Source organism: Vibrio sp. 10N.286.49.C3 (assembly GCF_041469545.1).
Lineage (GTDB): Bacteria > Pseudomonadota > Gammaproteobacteria > Enterobacterales > Vibrionaceae > Vibrio > Vibrio tasmaniensis_A.
Genome location: NZ_JBFRKT010000068.1, coordinates 1 through 23,605 on the forward strand (window position 1 = coordinate 1; position 23,605 = coordinate 23,605).

At 45.8% G+C, this 23,605-nt stretch carries 15 protein-coding genes; 3 read left to right on the forward strand and 12 right to left on the reverse strand.

Translation table 11 applies throughout. The features are described 5' to 3' along the window. Positions 1 to 179: 179 nt before the first annotated feature. Positions 180 to 1,193: a LacI family DNA-binding transcriptional regulator gene (locus AB4180_RS21580; RefSeq protein WP_102248828.1), complete on the reverse strand. Its 1,014-nt coding sequence runs from the start codon at positions 1,191 to 1,193 to the stop codon at positions 180 to 182. Positions 1,194 to 1,289: 96 nt separating this feature from the next. Continuing rightward, a complete protein-coding gene (locus AB4180_RS21585; protein WP_102248827.1) occupies positions 1,290 to 4,364 on the reverse strand; it encodes a GH116 family glycosyl hydrolase in 3,075 nt (1,024 codons plus the stop codon). Between the two features lie 64 nt (positions 4,365 to 4,428). On the opposite strand from AB4180_RS21585, the gene AB4180_RS21590 reads away from it, so the two are divergent. Then, positions 4,429 to 5,376, forward strand: a complete 948-nt coding sequence (locus AB4180_RS21590) for an aldose 1-epimerase (protein WP_102248826.1) — start codon at positions 4,429 to 4,431, stop codon at positions 5,374 to 5,376. 129 nt (positions 5,377 to 5,505) lie between these two features. On the opposite strand, the gene AB4180_RS21595 is transcribed toward AB4180_RS21590, so the two are convergent. The 10 genes from AB4180_RS21595 to AB4180_RS21640 all read right to left on the reverse strand — a co-directional run bounded on the left by AB4180_RS21595 (position 5,506) and on the right by AB4180_RS21640 (position 19,997). Continuing rightward, the gene (locus tag AB4180_RS21595) at positions 5,506 to 7,920 is read right to left on the reverse strand and encodes a GH36-type glycosyl hydrolase domain-containing protein (RefSeq protein WP_102248825.1); all 2,415 of its coding nucleotides are present in this window, start codon (positions 7,918 to 7,920) and stop codon (positions 5,506 to 5,508) included. Between the two features lie 93 nt (positions 7,921 to 8,013). After that, positions 8,014 to 9,105 (reverse strand): ABC transporter ATP-binding protein, encoded by a 1,092-nt coding sequence (locus AB4180_RS21600; protein WP_009846155.1) that lies wholly within the window; start codon positions 9,103 to 9,105, stop codon positions 8,014 to 8,016. Continuing rightward, on the reverse strand, positions 9,105 to 10,454 hold the full coding sequence (locus AB4180_RS21605) for a GH1 family beta-glucosidase (RefSeq protein WP_102248824.1): 1,350 nt from the start codon (positions 10,452 to 10,454) through the stop codon (positions 9,105 to 9,107). Before AB4180_RS21605 ends, AB4180_RS21600 begins: the two co-directional genes overlap by 1 nt. 17 nt (positions 10,455 to 10,471) lie before the next feature. Then, positions 10,472 to 11,320 carry a carbohydrate ABC transporter permease gene (locus tag AB4180_RS21610; protein ID WP_017097772.1) on the reverse strand — a complete coding sequence of 283 codons (849 nt, stop codon included), beginning with the start codon at positions 11,318 to 11,320 and terminating at the stop codon, positions 10,472 to 10,474. 46 nt (positions 11,321 to 11,366) lie between these two features. After that, a complete protein-coding gene (locus AB4180_RS21615; protein WP_009846152.1) occupies positions 11,367 to 12,353 on the reverse strand; it encodes a carbohydrate ABC transporter permease in 987 nt (328 codons plus the stop codon). Positions 12,354 to 12,419: 66 nt separating this feature from the next. Then, complete coding sequence (locus AB4180_RS21620) at positions 12,420 to 13,667, reverse strand: ABC transporter substrate-binding protein (protein ID WP_012601181.1); 1,248 nt, start codon at positions 13,665 to 13,667, stop codon at positions 12,420 to 12,422. A gap of 18 nt (positions 13,668 to 13,685) precedes the next feature. After that, a complete protein-coding gene (locus AB4180_RS21625; protein WP_009846150.1) occupies positions 13,686 to 14,693 on the reverse strand; it encodes a LacI family DNA-binding transcriptional regulator in 1,008 nt (335 codons plus the stop codon). A gap of 599 nt (positions 14,694 to 15,292) precedes the next feature. Further along, the gene (locus AB4180_RS21630; protein ID WP_102248823.1) at positions 15,293 to 16,633 is read right to left on the reverse strand and encodes a carbohydrate porin; all 1,341 of its coding nucleotides are present in this window, start codon (positions 16,631 to 16,633) and stop codon (positions 15,293 to 15,295) included. Between the two features lie 374 nt (positions 16,634 to 17,007). After that, a complete protein-coding gene (locus AB4180_RS21635) occupies positions 17,008 to 19,068 on the reverse strand; it encodes a prolyl oligopeptidase family protein (RefSeq protein WP_102248822.1) in 2,061 nt (686 codons plus the stop codon). Positions 19,069 to 19,079: 11 nt separating this feature from the next. After that, entirely contained in the window at positions 19,080 to 19,997 is a 918-nt protein-coding gene (locus AB4180_RS21640; protein WP_009846145.1) for a LysR family transcriptional regulator, read from the reverse strand. A 247-nt stretch (positions 19,998 to 20,244) separates the two neighbouring features. On the opposite strand from AB4180_RS21640, the gene AB4180_RS21645 reads away from it, so the two are divergent. Both AB4180_RS21645 and lldD read left to right on the forward strand, forming a co-directional pair. Next, complete coding sequence (locus tag AB4180_RS21645; protein WP_102248821.1) at positions 20,245 to 21,939, forward strand: L-lactate permease; 1,695 nt, start codon at positions 20,245 to 20,247, stop codon at positions 21,937 to 21,939. Positions 21,940 to 22,236: 297 nt separating this feature from the next. Then, complete coding sequence (lldD, locus tag AB4180_RS21650) at positions 22,237 to 23,376, forward strand: FMN-dependent L-lactate dehydrogenase LldD (RefSeq protein WP_009846143.1); 1,140 nt, start codon at positions 22,237 to 22,239, stop codon at positions 23,374 to 23,376. The last annotated feature ends 229 nt before the right edge of the window (positions 23,377 to 23,605 follow it).

Consider the following 23,605-nt stretch of genomic DNA (forward strand, 5'->3'; position numbering starts at 1 on the left):
AACCTCCCTCGGTAATCACATTACCTGCCCCATATTGTGCCCCCCATATTGAACAATGTGAACGCGTAAATATAAGCAGTGAGATTGATAGCATTACTCAGCGACATTCCTGCACCATGGTTCGTATTGACATCAATACGAACCATCACGGGCGCAACACCTTGAGGCTTTTCTTGAAATTAACGATACAATGACTTGGTCGACTCTCTGACGATTAAATCAATGGGGGGCAACCTTGCTTCATGCCGCTCGCCAGATAACAAGTTCAAGATCGACTGAGCACACACTTCACCAATCTCTTCAATCGGCTGTCTCAGCGTCGTCAGTGCTGGCGTGAAATACTTAGACGTAGGCAAGTCATCAAAGCCAATCACAGACACATCTTCTGGCACTTTATAACCGTGATCATGCAATGCCTTAATCGCACCGTAAGCCGTTTGGTCATTAGCAGCAAACAAAGCAGAGAAGTGAACCTTAGATTCAATCAACTCTACCGTTTTCTCATAACCAGATTCACTACTAAAATCGCCCTGCTTGACCAGTTTTGGCATTACTTTAATACCGGCCTCTTGAAGGGCTTTCTTATAGCCTTCAAAGCGATTTCCTGCATCAGGCTGGCTTGATAACCCCTTGATGTGAGCAATATTCACATGTCCTTGTTGCAGTAAATGTAGGGTTGCCATATAGCCACCCAACACGTTGTCGATATTGATGGAGCGAACATTATTCTCAACAAAATCGTAACCAACCATCACGATAGGGATGTCTTGTGCATACTTAGCAATCTCTTCCTGAGTAATGCTTCCTGTCACGATGATCATTCCATCCACGTTACTTTTCGCCAGATACTCCAACGCGTGCATTTCTAGCTTTTTCTGCCAATGCCCTGTTGCGATCACTAATGAATAGCCTTGAGCGATCAGCGTTTTTTCCATGTCGTTGAGGATACGACTGGTGTAAGGGCTATCAGGGTGTTGCACCAAGACACCAATAGTGAGCGAACGTCGGTTGGTGTTTTCTTGCATTTGGAAGTTAGGTTTGTAGCCCGTGTCTTTAATGGCTTGCTCAATGTTTTGGCTTTTATCATCCGACACATAAGTGGTTCGATTAAGGAAGCGAGACACGGTACTGGGGGAAACACCAGCCAGTCTTGCCACATCGTATACTGTTGTTTTTTTTGTTTTAGTGCGCATCTCGATACCCTAATCAAGTGACATTCGGGGAGCTTTAAGCTCCCCATCAGTTCCAACCTGCATACCACTGCTTTAGCTGAAAATCGTGTCATTAAGTTAATACAAGTAGGCGAAGATCATCCCCGGTCTAAAGTAGCGACCAGCCGTGTATTTCAAGCCAGTACTCAGTAGCCATTTGTGCAAGCCAGCCAGCTTTTCTAGCGGGATTTCACCGCTCAACATTTTAACAAAATTATCAGTATCTTTCGTCAATGTTGGGTTGATACGACCGTCAGACAGCACACAGTTTTGATATTTAAGTACACTTAGCCAGCTTTTCGCATCATTTTGCGACAATTTAAATGCTTTTATAAGATCTTTCTCATTGACAGACACAGAGCAATTGAACCCCTCTGGCGCTGCAAATGGAATTTTCGAATAGTCATAGAGTGCGGTATACACGGTATCCATCAATGTTTCTGCTTGCTGCGATTTACCCGCTAAGTTCAACGCTGTTGCCACACTAAACTGAACACCAATCCATACGTCTTGTGCTTGGAACGCTTCATGCGGTGAACCGTCGGCTAACGTCATATTCGCAACACCCAACTCCGGACTGTTAATTTCGAAGTTATGCTTATAAACATAGTCCAATGCGCGTTGGATGTTCTGTTGCGGGAAAATACCTTCTAAACCGATGAGCTTTAGATAGCTATCAGCTAACAAAGCATCGCCAAAGCTGTTGTCGGAATCTGGCACTAAATCTAAGTATTCTTGTGTAAAGGCTTGAGGCGCCGTTTCACTCAGCAAGCGTTTCTTAGAGACTCTTTGAGATACTTTACTGATGTTGATGGAGGTATCCGTTTCATTTAAATAGGCATTGAGCGTGTTCTTGTCAGCAATCGTATCACCCGTCAAAGTCAGGCCTAAGGTTTCCAGTTCTTGGTAGCCCGCACCGGTTAGATGCTTGGCTTGAACTGGCGTCACGAAGAAGTGGTAGTAACCCTCTTTTTCATCCCACAAGCTTTGCTCAACTGTTACCAACGCCTTTTTAGAACGCGTTAAGTAGCCCGCGGCTAACTCACTTTCATTCATCAATTTTGCAAGTTCGCTTGCCGCTTGTAGACCTGCCACCCAAAGGCTCGCGCAGTAAATAGAGATGCCGTGAGACGCAAGGTTATCAAAGGTATCGTCTGTGCCACGGGTTAGCGGTAAATCATCGCCTTCAGCAATCAAGTTCGATAAGAAATCGATGCTTTCAGTTACGGCTTGCCAGCACTCTTTAACCACAGAGATATCTTGAGTGTTTTGATAATGGCGGTACACCATCAGAATGTATTTCGGTGCTAAGTCCTTCCATTCCTTAACATTGTGCCAACTGTAAGCGTCTGGCTGGATGTCGAATGGGCTACCTAAATCGTGAATAACCGCACCTCGAATGGCACGCACACCTTGGTACTTTTCATCAATCAATTCAGCATTCGGTGTCGCTTCGTATTCCCAGTAGCGGCGCTCGGTAAAGTCTTCCGCCAAAATGGCTTTCGAGAATTCTTTCATCACGCAGCCATCAAGCTCAGGCAGCAAATAAAGCAGTGAGAATGAACCGTAGAAATACACATCCAGCGAGTTAAAGAATGGGTAGTCGACACACTCTTTCACCAAGAACTTATCTTCTTTATCCCATACCGTTGATTCGGCTAGGAAGGACAATGAGTTCATTGCCATCGTCGCATAACGCAATGCCGATTCTGGCTGCGATATCTTGCTTTGAGCTTGCTTTAGGAAAGCCGTTTGTTGTTCGACGATCTGTTGCTCAATCACTTCTAGCTCTGGTAATACGTCTTCTAACATCGGCAGAGCCGGCTTCGCTTGCGGGTAAAACTGCGTGTAAGCCTTCTCTGAACACCAGCCATTAAGCATGACTTTGCTGTGCGCCATGACCTGCGCAAAACGCAGATCAACAGACTCACCCGCTTCCAATTCAACCTGAACCACCACCAATGCGCTCAGAGCTTCACGCCCTGTATAGATGCCGGTCTGGAACTCAGTGTTTGTGCGGCCTGTTTTCAGTGCGAACTCTGTTTGCTGAGCACTCTTAGAGGTGTAAAGCGTTGGCTTCACAGAAATCGAAACCTTACCAGATTCCGTCAACTGGTTATCCGCTTGAACACCAAACACCACCTCGCCTTCAATATCGCTCTGATACGGCGATTGGCTCGACAGCCGAACACCCGTAAAGCTGCCGCTTTCACCCTTTAAGTTAACCACTTCATGCTGCTGAGCAATCGGATTTTGAGACAAGGTACATGCCGAATCCTGAATACCATCACGGCCTTTTTGGTAGGTTGAGCCAATCAAGTTTTGTAGCGGTTGAGCAAGCGTAATCACGCGCGTTTGCGATGAATTATTGGTTAATTCGAAGTGATTCCAGTGCATCGGTAATGAACAAAGGCGTTTGTTCTCTTTAACGATCGGAGATACTACCTTACGCTTTATATTAACATCTTCGAAGCTGCTGTATTTATATTCAGCCAATGGATACAAAGCTTGATATTCTATATCTCTGCCATTAACACTATCTATATCATTATTATCACCCGCGGTAAGCGATAATAACTTCGTTGTATCATTTGATAATAAACCATTAAAGAAATCTAAGGCGACATATAATTGACAAATTGTTGAAGCCGAATCTTCTTCAATCAACAATTGAGTCTTATTTGAAAATTCAACGTTCCACTTTGTAAAGTTAGCTTTATTTTCTTGGTAGAATCGACCATTTTTTAATGCTGCTTGAATGAGACTAATCGCATTCGACATTTCTCTACTTTCAATCTTTTTGCCATCAAACAAAGCAGGATAGAAGTTCAGGTGAACGCTTAGCTCTTGTTCATTAAGAACTTGCAGCGTGTCGATGGTTGGCACATTCATCACTGACGCATAAAAATCATTAAAATTAACAACTTGCTCTGAACAATCGACAAATATTCCCGGAATAAAGCTGAAGTTCGGCGTGTTGCCGTTTGGTGTGAGTGTAAATGTGTTACCAATTCCGCCGACTGCCATACCGGTATTTTCTGGCGTGGTCGAAATTGGCGTGTACCAAGGTTGAATAAATTCAACTGCATCACCTTTTTTACACAAGTGCTCTGAATTTCCTGAGTAGCTCGTATATGGAATTTTATTATTCATTTTAAAACCGCCATTGAATATTTTTTTCTTCTTGTTAATATCTTTTAAAAATGGAGACATCAACATGTTTAAAATTATAAATGAAAAATTTGGAAATATTGACTCTGTCACATTAATAAACCACCAACATGGTATAGAACTTCAAATAATCAATGGATTTGGTGCTGTTATTAATAAATATATCGTAAATAACAGTCCATTCTCTTTTATTTGTGGTTATCAGAATTATGATGAACTGATCAACCAACATCCGTTCTTTTCCCGCAGTGCTAAATTATTCCCTTTTCCAAACCGTTTAAACTTAGGTCGTTACAGTTTCGATAACCAAAACCATCAACTCCCAGCTAATTTTCCTTGGTCTGATCACGCCGTACACGGCCTGCTCTACAACCAACCTTTTTCAATCACAAACAGCGTAGCCACTGAAGAATCCGCCAGTGTGACGTTGCAGTATCAAACGTCGTCTTTGCATCCTGCTTTCCCGTTTGCGTTCAACCTTGAAGTGACCTTCACTATCGATACCACGGGTAAACTCACTTCCTCAACGACCGTCTCTAATTTGGGTGATTCCGCCTTCCCATTCGGAGATGCTTGGCACCCTTATTTTTCACTCGGTACTGAGCTAGCACAATGTGGACTCGCTATGTCGCCTTGCTCTGAGGTCATACACGAAAACGACCTACCCAATGGTGAAAAACTGGCTTTTGACTGTTTGTCTTTGGGTGATTCACTCACCAATCAAAGCTTAAATCACTGCTTTGAATTTGATTCCAAGACAACCAACCAACTTGCGTTTACACGCTCAGATTCGTCTGCCGCTATTCGCTATCAACAAGATGCAAGCTACCCATTCGTTCAGCTTTACACGCCAACGAGCGAGCAAAGTATTGCAATAGAACCAATGACTTGCCCAGCCGACGCATTCAATAACCAGATTGGCTTATTGACGCTTAGCCCGAACCAATCTCAAACCTTTACTTGGCGATGTCACGCCAGCTATCAACCCAACTAAGGCAAGCAAAGTAAGACAGCCGCTGAATGCGAAATCAGCCCCCAGAGAACGCATTGCTAACGAAACAACTGCAACGAAAGAACCAAACTAAAGAAGCAATAAAGGGCGCATAAAGCGCCCTTCTCTTTGTTAACCTAAAATTACCTCGATGGTGTGCTCACCAGAGGTAAATACTGGCGCTTTATTACCTGAAATCAGGTCACCATTTACCTTCATTTCAACCACACCTTTATACACGTTATTCGGGTTAGTGACATGAATATGATAAGTCGCACCACGGAACTGACGACGTACTTTGAACTCAGGCCACTCAGCCGGAATACATGGGTCCACCAGCAAGCCATCCACTTCAGGACGAACACCCAGAATCCACTGCGTACCCGCCACGTATGTCCAAGATGAAGTACCAGAAAGCCACGCATTACGCCCTAAACCGAACTGTTTGTGCTCGTCACCCAGAATGTTTTGTGGGTAGCAGTAAGGTTCAGATTCGAAGGTATCGATGTCATCGTTCTTAGAAGCTGGGTTGATTTGACGGTAGTACTCATAAGCACGCTCACCGTTGCCCATTTTCGCTTCTGCGATCATCACCCATGGGTTTGAATGCAAAAAGATACCGCCGTTCTCTTTTGCACCTGGTGGGTAAGTTGAAACTCCGCCTAGCTGAGGATCAAAGCCGTTGTAACCCGGAGTTGAAAGCTTGATGCCATTTGTGGTGTTTAGTTTGTTGTAAACCGAATCTAGTGCTTGCGTTGCACGTTCTTGTGTTGCGAAACCAGAGATTACAGGCCAGCTTTGACCGTTGGTGTAGATCTGCCCTTGCTCGTTCTTGTGAGAACCAATCGGCAAACCCTGCTCATCAAAGTAACGAACAAACCATTCGCCATCCCAGCCACATTCATTGACTGTGCTCTGCATCTGTTGGTACTGATCTTTAAACTTAGCCGTCAGTTGCGCTTCACCACGCAGCTCACACAAGTCCAACATGTCGAGCAATGCTTTGCCGTACATGTTCGCCACCATCATCGACTCAGCACCGGTTGGCAGGTTCACCGTGTCATTCCAGTCAGCAAAACCTAGTAACGGTAGGCCGTGCTCACCAGTATTGGTGTAGGTAAATTCAATCGCGCGGCACAGGTGGTTCCAAACCGTTCCCGTTTCAACTGGGTTGCCCGCTTTGTCTTTTTGATAGAACGGGATCTCTTTATTCAAGAAGTCTGCATTACCCGTTTCTTTCACATATTGCGTCACCGCGTAGATGATCCACAGGTGATCATCGCCGTAATAGTCAGGGCGATCTTCCTCTTCACGAGAGTCACCCGCGTTCGCTTCCATCGTTGATGGGAAGAACTGGTGCATCGCAGAACCGTTAGTGTTCTGAACAGACAATAGACGCTCAATGAACTCACGCGCCTCTTCTGGCATGTGAGTAATCACGCCCAACGTATCTTGCGAAGAGTCACGGAAACCGATACCTCGAGCCCCATAACCAAGCTGGTAAAGAGACAGGTAACGAGACCAGTTTTTGGTTGTGTGACACTGACGTGGGTTATGTACGTTCAACATCGAGTTCATCGCAGGATCTGGCGTTTCAACCTGAACCGCTTGCAGGTAACCATCCCAATGTTCAGCCAGTTCAGCGAAAGCTGAATCAACCACTTGATGGTCACGATATTTAGCCAGCAGAGGAAGTGCAGCTTCTAGGCTTTGTTCTTGCGCGATTTGTACAATCGTACGTTCGGTCTGCTCTGGAGATAACCAACCTAGACGCAAGTTCAGTGCGCCAATGTTGTCGCCACGCAAACACTCGGTGTTGCCTAATTCATCATTGTTTAGTGCTTCTGGCGCTGCCCATGTACCGTAGCCCAAATTACCTAGGAACGATTGGCGATCACCATCAAAAGACGTCGCAGGGCGATCCGCTGTCATCAGGTTCACCGCGTAGTCACGCTTCATGAAGGCATACTGCTCAAGCACGGTATGACCCGACTCTTGCTGGTGTGCTTTTAGCGTCATGGTTTGTGGAACCCAGTCCGCATTGAGTAGCTGTTTAAGCGCATCGAAGTGTGTAAATTCGTACACAGGCACCACATCAACGTGCAGTGCTTTGTCTGAAATGTTGGTCACTTTGATGTCTTGTAGCAGTACTTGGTCAGCTTTTGGTACGAAGAACGTTGCTTCACAACGCACACCAAAGGCTTCTGCAATGATGGTGGTGTATGACAAACCGGTGTGGTTTTCGAACTTATCTAACGGCTTCAAGGTTGGCGTGTAGAAAGGTGAGAACACCTCTACGTTTCCCGCTTCGTCACGTACCTTGAGGTACATGGTCGAACCTTTAAAATCTGAGTTTGGCAGTTGAGCAATGTACTTAGTGATACGGTTTAGCGCCGGATCGCCTTTACACAACAACACGCCGCCGTTGCTATCTACAATGCCACCGAAATCTAATGTGCCCACATAGTTACACCATTTGATCGGCGTGCACGGTGTGGTTGCTACGTATTCTTTGTTTTTATCGTCAAAATATCCGAATTTCATCATCACTATCCCTAGCCCCTCCCAAATCAGGAGGAGCCAAAACAATTTGTCGTAAGTTGGTTGGTGTCAGCTCAATGACTGATTTAAATTGATTGGCTAGCTCGCTAGCGAGTTCTCACTCAGAGCATCGAACAAGTGGAAAGCATCCAAATCCAAGTAAAGCGTCAGATCTTTTACATCCACTTCAGCCGCTTGGGTTTCAACCATCAGCGGTTGACCGCCAATTTCTGTTTTCAGAAGAATGCTCGCGCCTAGTAATTCCTTGTCTTTGATTTTCACAGGGAATGGCAGCACGCGGTCGTGGTCAACTTGCTCGGCACGTAGGTGAATGTCTGTTGGACGAACACCAAAATGCAGCGCTAGGTTCTTAGATGCCAGAGACTTAAAGCGCTCAGGCAGTGGAATATGAACATCACCGATTTCAACGAAGTACTCGCCTTCTTTTTCAATCAGTTTTGCTTCCAACATGTTCATTGACGGGTTACCAATGAATTGCGCGACAAACTTGTTTGCAGGACGCTGGAACACCTCGGTCGGAGTACCAACTTGAGCAACATAACCGTCTTTCAGGATCACGATGCGATCCGCCAGTGTCATCGCTTCGATCTGATCGTGGGTTACGTAGATCGTGGTGGTTTTAAGTTCACGATGTAGATGTTTGATCTCTTCACGCATCACGCCACGAAGTTTTGCATCTAGGTTAGATAACGGCTCATCAAACAAGAAAACCTTAGGCGTACGAACCATCGCACGGCCCATTGCCACACGTTGACGTTGACCACCAGAAAGCTCTTTTGGCTTACGGTTCAGTAGCGGGTCAAGCTCTAGCATTTTCGCTGCTTTTAGCACTTCTACGTCGATTTCTGCTTTTGGCATGCCTTTCAGTTTCAGAGCAAACGCGATGTTCTCGTAAACCGTCATGTGCGGGTACAGAGCGTAACTTTGGAATACCATCGCCAAGTCACGGTCTTTCGCGTCGACTTTATTCATCAACTTGCCGCCAACCACAATGTCACCAGAACTGATACTTTCAAGGCCAGCTAACATGCGTAGCGTTGTCGATTTACCACAGCCAGATGGGCCAAGGAAAACCACGAACTCACCGTCTTCAACCGTAAAATCAAACTCTTTGACGACTTCAACATCACCGAATGATTTTTTGATGTTCTTAAATTCTACTTTAGCCATTATCTGTTCTCCTCAGCGCGCTCTAACAGCATATTTCGGTACGCAATTGCGCTCTGTTTCAATGTTCTTTCTTGGGTGGTGTAATCAACATGGACAATACCAAAACGCTGGCAGTAGCCGAATGCCCACTCAAAGTTATCCATCAGGCTCCAAGCGAAGTAACCATCGACTTTCACACCCGCTTCAACCGCGTTGTGAACCGCTTCGATGTGACCTTGGAAATAACGAACTCGTTGGTCGTCCATCACTTGTCCGTTTACACGTTCGTCGTTGCCCGCTGCACCGTTCTCTGTGATGTAGATAAGCGGCATGTTTTCGTAACGCGCATCCAGTCTTACCAATAAATCGGTTAGACCTTGTGGGTTAATTTCCCAGCCAATGTAAGTGTGTTCAGCGTCCGTCTGTTTTACTGATTCAATGTCGCCATTCTCATTGAAGCGAGCGACATTGCGTGTGTAGTAGTTGATGCCGATATAATCAACCGGAGCACTGATGATGTCTAAGTCACCTTCAAGGATCATCGGCATGTTCATCGCTTGGCGCTCAACCACTAACTGCGGGTACTCGCCTTTCAATACTGGGTCGATGAACCAGTGATAATTTTCCGCTTCGCAGTAGTCTGCTGCCGCTTGGTCTTGTGGAGTCAGCGGGTAAGCTGGCGTCGCGTTGAATACCACACCATGCTTAGCATGAGGTGCATTGTTACGAAGGATCGGCATAGCCAAACCGTGTGCCAGCATTAGGTGGTGAGATGCTAGGTAGCCTTCTTTTTCACCCTTGATACCTGGTGCATGTTCGCCCCAACGGTAGCCTAGGAATGCAGACACAAACGGTTCATTGAGCGTGGTGTATACGTCAATGTTATCGCCAAAGTACTTACTCACCACTTCTGCGTATTCTGCGAATTTGTAAGACGTTTCACGGTTTAGCCAGCCACCTTTATCTTCAAGGTATTGCGGAAGATCCCAGTGATAAAGCGTCACATATACCTTCATGCCACGAGCATGACACTCATCGATGATCTGACCGTAAAACTCTAAACCTTGTTGGTTCACAACACCATCTTGTGGAAGGATGCGCGGCCATGCGATAGAGAGACGGTAAGCATCAACGCCTAAGCCTTGAATCATCTCGATATCTTGTTGCCATAAGTGGTAGTGGTCGCACGCCACATCACCACTGTCGCCGTTATCGACCTTGCCCGGCGTCTTACAGAAAGTGTCCCAGATAGACGGTGTACGACCGCCCTCTTCAACGCCGCCTTCAATTTGGTATGAAGATGTCGCGACACCGAATACAAATTCCTTACTGCGTAACTTTGAATCACTTGGAAGTTGATATTTATTCATTGTTATAACCCTTAAGCCTAACCTTTGACTGCGCCGGACGTTAAACCACTGATCATCTGTTTCGATGCGAACAAGTAAGTAATCACGAGCGGTAAAATAGAAATTGTGGTACCTAGCATTACCGCGCCCCATGGCGTATTCGGAATACCTTGAACACTTCGAAGTGCTTGCGTAATGACATAGTTATCTGGGTTGTTTAGCACCACGAGAGGCTGCATAAACATGTTCCAGAAGAAAACGAACTGAACGATAGCCAATGTTGCGAGTGCAGGCTTCATTAGTGGCAGTACCACGCTCCAGTACGTTCTGAACTCACCAGCGCCATCCAGTTTCGCCGCTTCAAGTAGCTCTTTTGGAATCGATGCAATCACGTGCTGACGCATCAAAAAGATACCAAATGGTGTGGTGGTGAACGGTAGCCATACCGCCATGTGGTTATCCAACAAGCCTAAGAATTTCACGATCATGAAGTAAGGGATCAAGCTAAGCACAGGCGGAATCGCCATTGAGCCAACCAGCATGCCGAACAACACGTTCTTACCGCGGAACTTAAACACAGCAAACGCGTAGCCACCCATGCTACAAAACAGCAGCGAGATGGTGGTACCTAAGAAAGCCACGTAAATCGAGTTAAACATCGCTTTCCAAAACGGCATGATTTCAAGCAATTTGGCGTAGTTAATCGCCAGGCTATCGCCAATCGCAAAGCTAATGCCCGTACCGAAAATTTCAGAACGGTCACGCGTTGATAGCAGTGCCGACCATACAAATGGAAAGACTGTAATTAGCGCTGAAACAACCAGTAAGATACCTAGCATGACCATCAAGATCTTAGTCAGAATGAACATGCTGCGTTCGCTTGGCATCAGTCCACTTAGTGGTGAGGTATTTGTCTTAATTGATGTCGACATCTTAATGTTCCCCTAAGCCTTTCTTACCGAAGAGTAAAAATTGAACCAATGTACAAGTCGCGATGAGTGCAAACAGTAACCATGAGATAGCGGATGCTGTGCCCATTTCTAGCCATTCCCAACCCACTTTGTAGAGATACATCGAGATAGTTAAACCTGATTGGCCAGTACCACCTGTACCACGCGTTAGGACGAACGGTTCTTCAAACATTTGCAGGTTACCGATGATGGTCATCGTGATAGCAAAGAAGATGAATGGACGAATCATTGGTAGTGAAATGTTCCAGAAGCGGCGGAAGGCATTGGCACCATCCATACGCGCAGCTTCTAAGATGTCTTTAGGAATCGTCATTAAACCCGTGGTGTAAAGGACGATGTTAAAACCGGTGTATTTCCAGAAAACCATGATTGCGATAGACGGCTTCACCATAGTGGCATCGTCTAACCAACGGATGGGTTGGAAATCGTTCACCCAAGCGAATGCCCAACCAAACAGCGTGCTATCGGCTAGTGCCATCAGCGTTTGGTTAATAATTCCTGAGTTAGGAGAGTACATATTGAAGAAAATCAGTGACGCTGCGACCGTTGATGTAATGAACGGTAGAAAGTATGCCGATGTTAGCCAGTGACGCATACGGTCACCCATTGAAACCAACATGTAAGCGACTGGAATAGCGACTAAATGCTGAGCCACACCTGAAGTGATCGCTAGCCAAAGCGTGTTCTTCAATGAACGCCATAGCCATGGGTCCGTTAAAGCAATGTGATAGTTCTCAAAACCAACGAACTCCATCGCATCCATGCCTCTTACCGGGTTCCACTCGTGGAACGACAGGTAAACAGAGAACAACAGCGGGAAGATCCCAAATACAGAAAAAATGATCAGAAACGGCAGAAGAAATCCATACGGTGTAAGCGCTTTCAAATTTAGACGAGAAAAAAGGCTTTTGTCCGCAGGTTCTATCGTTGTGCTCGCTGTATGATTCATAGTAACGACCTCTTAAAAAGGAAGCGCGTTATCCACGCTTCCTCACTTACTTAAAGTAAAAACAAATTAAAGATTACGCGTGCGACGCTTGATTAGACGCTCTGCCTCTTTAAGCGCAGTCTTGATGTCTTTGCCTTCATCAAGTACTTCCATCAATGCGTTCTCTAAGATAATAGAACGTGCAACGTGGTCGCCTTGTGCTGGAGAGACGGGTTTGATGTTCTGTGCCACTTCAGCAAACAGTAGACGGGCTTTTTGTCCGCCTAGGAATTCCATCTCTTCTTGGAAAAGCTCATCGTCATACGTGGTGATGTTCGCTGGGAAAGCAGCAATCGTTTCGAAGTGTTTAAGCTGTACTTCACGATCCGTCGTCATGTATTCAATCAACGCCCAAGCTTCATCAGGGTTTTCTGATTGAGTTGGGATAGATAGGAATGAACCGCCCCAGCTGCCGTAGATACCATCAGGTAGGTTTTCTACCGCCCACTTACCTTTAGTTTCAGGAGCAATCCAGTTATTTAGGTGACCAAGAAGCCAAGCGCCAGAAAGTTGAGTTGCAAATGTGCCGTTGCGGAAGCCTTCGTACCATTCGTTAGACCAAGCCAAAATGCGGCCGTCTAAGCCTTTGTCGCGAATCTCTTTTGCTACTTCAAAAGCGTGAACAAAACGCTCAGATGTCACCACTGGATTGCCATCTTTATCGAAGTACAGACCTTCACCTTCAGGAACGGTCGTGAAGATAATCGCTTGTGCCACGTCGGCTGCCGAAGCGATAAGTTGTACGTTTTGCTCTTTCAGTTTTTCACCAGCAGCGATGTATGAATCCCAATCTTTGATTGCTTCTTCTACATCAATGCCCGCTTTTTCGAATACGTCGGTACGGTAGTACATAACACCTGGACCTAGGTCGACAGGAATGCCGTACATGTCGCCGTCAGCGCCTTTGCCTTGTGCCCATGCGTATGGTGCGAATCGTTCTTCGTACTTATCTGCACCGTAGTTTTCAGACAAGTTAACTAGGCCACCAGAACCCACGAATGGACCAATTTTCTCAACGTCCACAACAATCACATCACCGGCACCAGAGCCCGTTGCAAGGTTCGTTGTGAGTTTCGTGTGGTGGTCACCGTGGTTGTTCATAAGGTAATCAACTTTAATCCCCGTTTCCTTTTCGAAATCAGGCAGTAATACCTTCAGGCTGCTATCGAAATCAGGGAAACCGTCGAAACGAATTTCTTTGTCTGCTGCATTTGCAGCTGTTGTACCTAATCCTAAAGCAACCGCGCATGAAAGCGCTAAGGTCTTAAATTTCATGTTCTATCCTTAATATTTTTATAGGGTAACTGGTAAATCCGATACCGAGTTTCTAGTGACCAACGTCGGCAGCAATTTAAAGTTCACGTCATGTTTTATTTTTTTTAGCTTCTGTAGAGTGAGCTGTACTGCTTCAACGCTCATCTCTTCAATAGGGAAATTAATGGTGGTCAAACTAGGGGTCAGATAGCGCGCGAAGATGGTGTTATCGAAGCCCACCAGTGATACATCTTTAGGAACAGACAGTCCCTCTTGATGCAACACCTCGAAGGCGCCAAATGCCATGTGGTCATTCGAAGCAAATACTGCTGTGAAATGACACTTACGATTAATCAGCTTCTTCATAGCACTGATGCCCGTCTCTTCAGTAAAGCCCGCTTCCGAGACTAATGCTTCATCGTATGGCACACCCGCTTCTTCCAAGGCCTTTCGATACCCCTGCAAACGCCCCCTAGCATCTGCTTTATCTAAAGGCCCGGTAATACACGCGATATCTGTATGTCCCTTTTGCAAAAGATATTGAGTAGCGAGTAGCCCCCCGACTTCGTTATCAATATCAATGCAACTCATCGCCATTTCTGGGATGAAGCGGTTAATTAAAACCACAGGGGTCCCCTGTTCTTCCAATTCAATTAAATAATCATCACTGAGCAGTTGAGTATGAAGAATCAAAGCATCAACACGACGCCCCAGCAGAAACTCCACCGACTCGCGCTGCCCTTGTTCGGTGTTCGAACCAGCTGTAACCACAGCGTGATAACCAAAGCGGCGTAGGTTTTCTTCTATGCAATGCAAGATGCCTGAATAGAAAGAACCACCAAGTTCTGGAACAACAACGCCCACACTACCGGTACGACTTGATGCCAAAGCTTGAGCGATAGAGTTCGGGCGATAACCCAGCTCCTTGATCGCTTTCTCAACCTTTAATTTCTTGTCATGACTGACTCTGCTAGTGCCATTAATAACTCTAGACACTGTCGCCTGAGACACACCTGCATGTTCTGATACGTGTTTAATTGTCGCCACTCGAACCTCGATACTTCATTAGCTTGTAACCGCTTACAAAACGATTATTAAAGAAAGGCGCCTTGGTTGAAGTGAGTGTCATCACACTAAACTTGGAGGTAAAAAGGCCAGTTGTGGAAATCATGAAAGCGCTTACAGATTCACTTCACGCCATGAAACTATTTCATGAAATCATGAATCCATAGTTAGTCAGTTTTGTTAAAAGTTATAGTTCAGTGAAGGGGTTTCAACATAACTATCGGCGTATCCAATACAATTGATGTCTAGTATTCCTCCTATCTAGCCTATTGATATGCAAGGGCTACGATGCGACTTAGCCATTACAATTAACAAGGGGAAATCAACGTGTGTGAAATAAATTAATATGAAACGGGGTATTGAAGACGATATGGAGAATAAGTGAAGAGGCAATACCAAATGATAGAACAGGTATTCAAGACGAAAAAAAGGGCACATAAAATGTGCCCAAGAATGGAGTTAATTGAAACGTGCCCTAATTAATCTGCCTTTAGGGCTAAATGGACAGTATGTACTTACTATTTAAACACGACTCTTTGAGCGTAAGACTAATTCAAAGAGCTGCTCTTTCTAGCTTGTGATTACCACCAAGCTTCAAACATTGCGCCGAACGACAATGTATCAACATTGGTTGTGTTCACAGTGTTGCCTTTCGTTTCGACATCACCCACGGTTGTGTAAAAGCGAAGCATTGGACGACTCCAAGGTAAGCCACCTAGAGAAACGTTTTGAGATAGAGTTACCTTCCACGCGTTTTCTTCGCCGTCGTCATCGTAATCAACCATGCCGTAACCCGCTTCTAACCATGTAGAATGAACGTCATCCCATTGGTACTGTGGACGAACGATACCTGCATACTCAGTGTTATCGCGAGCTAAGTCTGCACCAGAGTTATCTTTATACGACACTAGGTAATCAATGATGAATTTATCCGATGCTGCGTAGTTACCTTCAATGCTTGCGTAAAAAGTTTTATAGTCGCCTTTCAACTCAAATACCGATGAATCTGCACCATCACCATACTTAACGACTAACTTGTTGGAATCTCCTAAACCAAGAGTTGCACCCACTAGGTATGCCGTTTCATCGCTCACTTTAGTACCAGCTGTTACCACTTTTTTCGTTTGACCTGTTTTTTGGTCGATCACATATTTAGTTGAACTCGCTGTATCCGCTTCATCTGAAGCAAAACCGTAGTTCGCATACAAGTCTAGTTGACCGATACCCGCGTTAATTGAATGAAGTTTAGAAGTAATTGCGTATCGACCATTGTCATTTACGAGGCCGCCTTTCACTTGGCCAACAAAGCCCATATCTAGCTTAGCGCCACCGAAATCTAGGTTGTTAAAGCCAGCGCCTTGACCATCGTGTGTCATCCAGAAGTAATCATTCAAACCTTGTTGGGGACGTTGGTGGAAGTCGCGACCAGCCCACATGTAAAGTTCTGGTTGGCTTTCAAATACATTAGTGACACCAGCGTACATTTTTTTCATACTTAGGCCGCCATCGTCAGCCCAAGCGTCTGCTTCCCAGTGGTCGGCCATGAATACGACGTCCCAAATCGCACCATTGTCAGCTTCGAATAGCTTAGCTAGCTGAACCTCACCACCATTGGCTTCGTTACCTAAACGACCGACAGAACGACCTGTTGTACCGATGTCTACGTAACGCTCATCACCGCTCTTGTAGTGAGCGCCGTAACGAGCATAACCAGAGAAGACGATGCCATCTGGCACCTTAGTTTCAGCCGTTAAAACCGCGGGTTGTTGATCGTTAATATAATCAATATCAACAACCTTAGATTCTAACTCTTGAATTCGTTTTTCTAGTGCTTCGATATTAGTATCAGCAGCAAAAGAAGAGAGTGAAGCAAGCGAAGCCGCCACTGCGACCGTTATTGGCAAAAGCTTAAATTTTTGCATTGTAATTCCCTATTATTTTTTTGAGTTTTCATCGAACAGGGAAATATTAAGCAATGAAAGCGTTGAAAAGTTGGTTGCTGTTCACACTGATAAACCAGCCTAAATACCATGAAACTTTTAGAGTTATCACCAGAAATGGTTATTTATTTACAATCAGATAGATAGACGTAAAAATCCGTAACAATACAGCTTGAAATCGCTTTCATTTCATCAGTAATGGCGGGGTCTATCACGGAAAAGAGTGTGGTGGAGCGAGGAAAATATGGTGAAATTTTGATTGGTTTTCGTAAATATGAAAAGCCTCAAGATCTAAGGCAGATTTTGAGGCTTTTTGGATTGAGTCAAATACCCAGTTATCTAAAATTAAGTATTTTCTAGATTGAATCTAGGGACTCTATTCCCATATTGAACAGGGTAAATGCGTAGATATCAGCAGTGAGATCGATCGCTTTGCTCAGTGGCATTCCCGCACCGTGACCCGCATTAACATCGATACGAATCATCACAGGCGCACCGCCTTCATGCTTATCTTGCAGCTCTGAGATGAACTTATAAGAGTGAGCTGGCACCACACGGTCATCGTGATCGGCTGTCGTAACCAGTGTTGCTGGGTAATCGACGCCTCGCACCACATTATGAACCGGAGAATAATCTAGCAGATATTCGAACATCTCTTTATTTTGGGCGGATGTGCCATAGTCGTACGCCCAACCTTCGCCAGACGTGAATGTGTGGTAACGCAACATGTCCAACACCCCAACCGCAGGCAGAGCCACTTTGAACAACTCAGGCCTTTGAGTCATACAAGCGCCAACCAACAAACCACCATTAGAACCGCCGCGGATCGCTAACTTATCGCTACTGGTGTAGTTTTCTGCAATTAAGAACTCGGCAGCGGCAATGAAGTCATCAAAGACGTTCTGCTTTTGTTGTTGTGTACCCGCTTTGTGCCACGCCTTACCATACTCACCACCGCCACGCAGGTTAGGCACCGCATATACGCCACCCAGTTCTAGCCAACTGCCAACCGTGCCCGAGAAAGAAGGCGTTAGGCTAACGTTAAAGCCACCATAGGCGTACAACATGGTTGGGTTATTGCCATCTAACACTAATCCCTTCTTATAAGAGATAAGCATCGGAACCTGAGTGCCATCCTTCGAGGTATAGAAGACTTGTTTAGACTCAAATTGATCCGACTCAAACGGAGACTCAGAGCGTTGGTAGATTTCAGAGCTTCCAGATTCAACATCAAAAGAGAAAATCGTTGGCGGCGTTACATAGTTGGTAAAGGTGTAATAAAGCTGAGTTTGCTCGTTTTTTCCACCTAAGCCACTGGCCGTTCCCAGCCCAGGCAAATGAATGTCACGAACTAGGTTACCTTGGTAATCCAACTGCTCAACCTTAGACACCACATCCACCATGTAGTGAGCAAACAAGTAGCCACCACCCGTGCTGATATCCAATGGCTGTGGCTTTTCAGGGATGATTTCGAGCCATTTCCCATCGCGAGTATCAAAGCTCACCACCTTGCCATTAGGCGCATCAAGATTCGTATATAGAATGAAGGTCTCATCTTGGTTATCGATGAGATAAGTGTCGCTATCCACATGATCAATCAGCGTATTCAGCTTTTGTTCTGGTGAATTTAAATCGATATAGAACAGTCTATTACCCGATGTCGACTCTCGCCCTAGAATGATCAAGTAACGGTCGTCTTCAGTGGTGTAGCCCGACACATAACGGTGTTGTTCAGCGTTGCTCTCACCAAAAATTACCTTGTCGCTAGCTTGCTCTGTACCCAATTCATGGAAGTAAAGTTTGTGCTGTTCGGTACGTGCTGAAAGCTGGCTGCCGTCGGGCTTGTCGTAGCTAGAGTAATAAAAGCCGCGATTACCCAACCAAGAAATACCGGTAAATTTAGCGTCTGTGATTTCGGCTTCAAGCTGCTGCTTAGTCTCAGTATCAATCACAAAGATCTTACGCCAGTCGCTACCACCCTCAGAAATACTGTATGCCACTAGGCTGTAATCTTTCGAAAACGACACCGAGCCCAGTGATGTGGTGCCATCTTCCGAGAAGGTATTCGGATCTAGGAACACTTCAACCTGCAGGCCTTCTTTCTGACGATAAAGAATGCTGTGATTCTGCAGGCCGTCGTTCTTATAGAAATAGGTGTAATCACCTCGCACAAACGGCTGCGAGCTCTTTTTGTAGTCTTGCGCTTTCGCTAATCGCTCTCGCAGTTCTGCGCGATACGGGATTTGAGCGAGGTAATCAAACGTCACTTCATTCTGGCTCGCCACCCACTGCGCGGTTTCGTCACTTCTGTCGTCTTCTAACCAGCGATATGGGTCTTCGATTATCTGACCAAAATAGTCATCGCTGACGATCTGTTTGTTGGTGACTGGATATTGATACTCTTTTAAATAGCTCATCGTGATCCTTATTAAAAATAATGTGAAATCGTCAGATAACGCGTTCTGATGTGTTCAATCAATAACTTAATCTTGTTCGGTGGCTGGCGCGTAAAGGGGTACACCGCATAAATACCGAGCTTTTTACCCACTAAGTCAGGAAAGATGTCCACCAGCTGGCCGTTTCGAATATCGTGATACACCAGACAACGTGGCACGTACGCCACACCATGACCGCCCAAAGCGGCTTTTCTTAATGCCGTCGCGTTATCGGTAGAGAAAGAGCCAGAGACGCGTACGATGTATTTGTCGTTGTCGGTACAGCCATCCTTACTGTGTAAGAACTGCCACTCACTGGCGCCTGTCGTTTGATAAGCGTATTGCAAGCAATTGTGCTCAACCAAATCCTTGGGCTGCATCGGCTTACCGTTCTTAGCGATATAAGATGGCGAGGCACACACCACCCATTGTGAATCCAATATATGACGGGCAATAAGGCTGGAATCTTCCAAGTAGCCGGTTCGAATGACCAAGTCGAGACCATCCTCAACCAGATCGACAAAGCGATTGTTAAGAGACATATCGACCGTTAAACCTGGGTGCATATTACAAAACTCGGCAACAGCGTCTGCCAGAATCAAATCTCCGGAGATAGTAGGCACTGACATTTTGATATGACCACTAACATTTTCACCAAAGCCTGAAACTGCGTCCATAGCCTCTTGAGCCGCCTGCTTCACATTTTTGGCTCCGTGTAACATTGCCTTACCCGCCTCGGTCAGGGTCAATTTACGCGTGGTTCGATATAATAGCTGCACGCCAATCTCTTCTTCCAAACGCGCAATTCTCTTACTAACTACCGAATTTGTAAGGTTATTTTGTTCTGCCACCTTACTAAAACTACCCAGCTCTACTACCTGTGAAAACAGGATCAAATCGTCTGCTCGCATTTGATTATGCCAATTTTGGAATTAATTATTTTCATTATTTCCCTATATCAATAAAAAATAAAGGGGTAAATTCACGCCAAATTAACAAAACAATTACAAAAACAGCTTTTGCAATCACATCGGTTACAAATAAAGCGACTCTAATTACAACAATTGAATCCATGAGATTCAGATTACACCTACAAAACTAATGACGTGTTATTCACTTCAAACATGAACGTTTGAAAACAAGTACGAGGAAGTACCCATGAGTGAAACTCTACTAGCTTTATTGGCCTTTTCGCCAATAGTTGTTGCAGCGATTCTGCTGGTTGGCCTTAACTGGCCTGCAAAAAAAGCGATGCCCGTGGCATTTGCATTAACCGTTGCTATCGCCTTATTCGCATGGGATATGTCTAGCACTCACGTGCTGGCTTCAGTATTCCAAGGCTTCGGCATTACCGTGTCGGTTCTCTGGATTGTGTTTGGCGCCATCTTCTTATTAAACACTTTGAAACACACCGGAGCTATCACCACCATCCGCAACGGATTTACTGACATATCAGCAGACCGTCGTGTACAAGCGATCATCATTGCTTGGTGTTTTGGTTCATTCATTGAAGGTGCGTCTGGCTTCGGCACACCCGCTGCAATCGCCGCTCCATTATTGGTTGCAATTGGCTTCCCAGCGTTAGCCGCGGTACTGATGGGCATGATGATTCAATCTACGCCGGTATCGTTTGGCGCGGTTGGTACACCTATCATCGTTGGCGTAAACAAAGGTTTGGATACGCACAACATCGGTGAAAGCCTGATTGCCAATGGTTCAACATGGGATGCTTACCTACAACAGATCACATCAAGTGTTGCGATCATCCACGCCTGCGTTGGTGTGATGATTCCTGTATTGATGGCAATGATGCTGACTCGCTTCTTCGGTAAGAATAAAAGCTGGACTGAAGGTCTTGATATCCTGCCATTCGCACTGTTCGCAGGTGCCGCTTTCACCATTCCTTACGCACTAACGGGTGTTTTCCTCGGAGCTGAGTTCCCATCACTGATTGGTGGTTTGGTTGGCCTTGCTATTGTTGTAACAGCAGCAAAACGTGGCTTCCTAGTCCCTAAATCAAAATGGGATTTCGAAAGCGAAGATAAGTGGCCAGCAGAATGGCTAGGCTCTTTGAAAATCGACCTTGATGATGACAACCAAAGCCATAAAAAAATGAGCATGGCGATGGCGTGGGCACCTTACGTTCTGCTCGCTGTCACTCTAGTTGCTAGCCGTGTGAGCCCTGAGTTCAAAGGCCTGCTTAAGAGCGTTAGCCTTTCTTTCAGCAACATCCTTGGTGAGACAGGCGTAAGCACAGCGATTCAACCTCTGTATCTACCTGGCGGTATCTTGGTCTTCGTCGCACTGGTTGCTGTTCTAATGCAATCACGCAGCGCAACACCACTGGCTAAAGCTTTTGGTGAGTCGAGCAAGACTCTGATTGGCGCAGGCTTTGTGTTGGTGTTCACCATCCCAATGGTTCGTATCTTCATTAACTCTGGCGTGAACGGCGCTGATTTAGCAAGTATGCCAGTAACCACGGCCAATTTTGCAGCTGACCTAGTCGGCAGCGCATTCCCAGCGTTAAGTGCCACAGTTGGTGCGTTAGGTGCCTTCATTGCAGGTTCGAACACCGTTTCAAACATGATGTTCAGCCAGTTCCAATTCGAAGTAGCACAAACTCTATCTATCTCTAGTGCTGTGGTTGTTGCTCTGCAAGCCGTTGGTGCTGCAGCAGGTAACATGATTGCAATTCACAACGTGGTAGCCGCATCGGCGACCGTAGGCTTGCTAGGACGCGAAGGCGCAACACTACGTAAGACAATCATCCCAACGTTCTACTACTTGGTGATGACAGGAATCATCGGCCTAGTGGTTATCTACGGCTTCAAAATGACAGACGCACTTATGTAAACCATAAGTCGTTACAAAAGCACTTGGCGTTAATACTCAATTCCCCGACTGCAACACCGTCTAATAAGACAGTTGATGAGTTTTGGAATGGATACTAGAACACATCAACACCCTCGGGTATTAACGCCATTTTATTGCTTCTCTGTTTCACTGTTTATTTGCTTCACCGACTAATTGCTTAACTGGTTAATCGCTTCACTGTTTAAGAAAGAACAAACACTTACTTTTCAAGAATTAAAGCAGCCCAAGCCAAGCTCTCATAGAAGGGCAACATCCCAAGAATTTAGGACTGAAATTATGATCATATCCGCATCGACTGATTACCGCGCCGCAGCAAAAGCGAAATTACCACCGTTTCTTTTCCACTACATTGACGGCGGTTCTTACGGAGAACATACCCTACGCCGCAACACCGCCGATCTTGCAGAGATCGCGCTCAAGCAACGTGTCCTCAATGACATGTCAGACCTAAATTTAGAAACCGAGTTGTTTGGCGAAAAGCTGGCGATGCCGATTGCATTAGCTCCGGTTGGCCTAACAGGCATGTACGCACGACGTGGTGAAGTCCAAGCTGCAAAAGCCGCCGACAACAAAGGCATCCCTTTTACGATGTCGACCGTATCGGTATGCCCGATCGAAGAAGTCGCACCTAAGATTGAACGCCCAATGTGGTTCCAACTTTACGTGCTAAAAGATCGTGGCTTCATGAAGAACGTATTGGAACGTGCCAAAGCGGCAGGCGTGACGACACTGGTCTTCACCGTTGATATGCCAGTACCCGGCGCTCGTTACCGTGACATGCACTCAGGAATGAGTGGTCCAAATGCAGCAATTCGTCGTGTATTTCAATCTATGCGTCATCCTAGGTGGGCGGTGGATGTTGGTCTGTTGGGTAAACCACACGATCTTGGCAATATCTCGACTTACCGCGGTTCTCCAACCAAACTGGAAGACTACATCGGTTGGTTAGGTGATAACTTCGACCCGTCGATTTCATGGAAAGACCTAGAGTGGATCCGTGATTTCTGGGACGGCCCGATGGTCATTAAAGGCATTCTTGATGAAGAAGATGCAAAAGACGCCGTGAGATTTGGCGCAGACGGTATCGTAGTTTCAAACCACGGTGGTCGTCAGCTTGATGGTGTTCTATCAAGTGCTAAAGCACTGCCTGCGATTGCAGATGCGGTAAAAGGCGACACTAAGATTCTGGTCGACTCTGGCATTCGTACTGGCTTAGATGTGGTTCGTATGATGGCGATGGGCGCAGACTGCACCTTGCTTGGTCGCTCTTTCGTCTACGCGTTAGCAGCGCAAGGACAAGCAGGCGTTGAGAACCTACTCGACCTGTATGACAAAGAGATGCGCGTTGCGATGACTCTAACAGGCGCGAAGACAATCAAAGACTTAACTCGTGAATCTTTGGTGGGGCTAGATTAAACCTCCGCGACTAAGATTCGGATTCAGGTCAGGATTCGGACTAATGCTTTGGTCTACTTAGACTGAAGTTCAATCGGTGTCACAGCAATTCCACTGCCGTTGTGACACCGTTTAAGCACTGGAAAATAAAATAAAAAGCTAGGGCGTGTTGATCTTTCGAGCTGATTTTTGCAGCGAGTTGCTGGGTATTTATACAAGGCAGAGGCGTCGATGTGTAGCTAGCCTACAT

Excerpts from the sequence above, each read along its gene's own strand:
- lldD (WP_009846143.1), top strand. The coding sequence starts at position 22,237 with ATGATCATATCCGCATCGACTGATTACCGCGCCGCAGCAAAAGCGAAA.
- AB4180_RS21635 (WP_102248822.1), bottom strand. The coding sequence starts at position 19,068 with ATGAGCTATTTAAAAGAGTATCAATATCCAGTCACCAACAAACAGATC.
- AB4180_RS21605 (WP_102248824.1), bottom strand. The coding sequence starts at position 10,454 with ATGAATAAATATCAACTTCCAAGTGATTCAAAGTTACGCAGTAAGGAA.
- AB4180_RS21590 (WP_102248826.1), top strand. The coding sequence starts at position 4,429 with ATGTTTAAAATTATAAATGAAAAATTTGGAAATATTGACTCTGTCACA.
- AB4180_RS21585 (WP_102248827.1), bottom strand. The coding sequence starts at position 4,364 with ATGAATAATAAAATTCCATATACGAGCTACTCAGGAAATTCAGAGCAC.
- AB4180_RS21645 (WP_102248821.1), top strand. The coding sequence starts at position 20,245 with ATGAGTGAAACTCTACTAGCTTTATTGGCCTTTTCGCCAATAGTTGTT.
- AB4180_RS21620 (WP_012601181.1), bottom strand. The coding sequence starts at position 13,667 with ATGAAATTTAAGACCTTAGCGCTTTCATGCGCGGTTGCTTTAGGATTA.
- AB4180_RS21630 (WP_102248823.1), bottom strand. The coding sequence starts at position 16,633 with ATGCAAAAATTTAAGCTTTTGCCAATAACGGTCGCAGTGGCGGCTTCG.
- AB4180_RS21615 (WP_009846152.1), bottom strand. The coding sequence starts at position 12,353 with ATGAATCATACAGCGAGCACAACGATAGAACCTGCGGACAAAAGCCTT.
- AB4180_RS21640 (WP_009846145.1), bottom strand. The coding sequence starts at position 19,997 with ATGCGAGCAGACGATTTGATCCTGTTTTCACAGGTAGTAGAGCTGGGT.
- AB4180_RS21580 (WP_102248828.1), bottom strand. The coding sequence starts at position 1,193 with ATGCGCACTAAAACAAAAAAAACAACAGTATACGATGTGGCAAGACTG.
- AB4180_RS21610 (WP_017097772.1), bottom strand. The coding sequence starts at position 11,320 with ATGCCAAGCGAACGCAGCATGTTCATTCTGACTAAGATCTTGATGGTC.
- AB4180_RS21595 (WP_102248825.1), bottom strand. The coding sequence starts at position 7,920 with ATGATGAAATTCGGATATTTTGACGATAAAAACAAAGAATACGTAGCA.
- AB4180_RS21600 (WP_009846155.1), bottom strand. The coding sequence starts at position 9,105 with ATGGCTAAAGTAGAATTTAAGAACATCAAAAAATCATTCGGTGATGTT.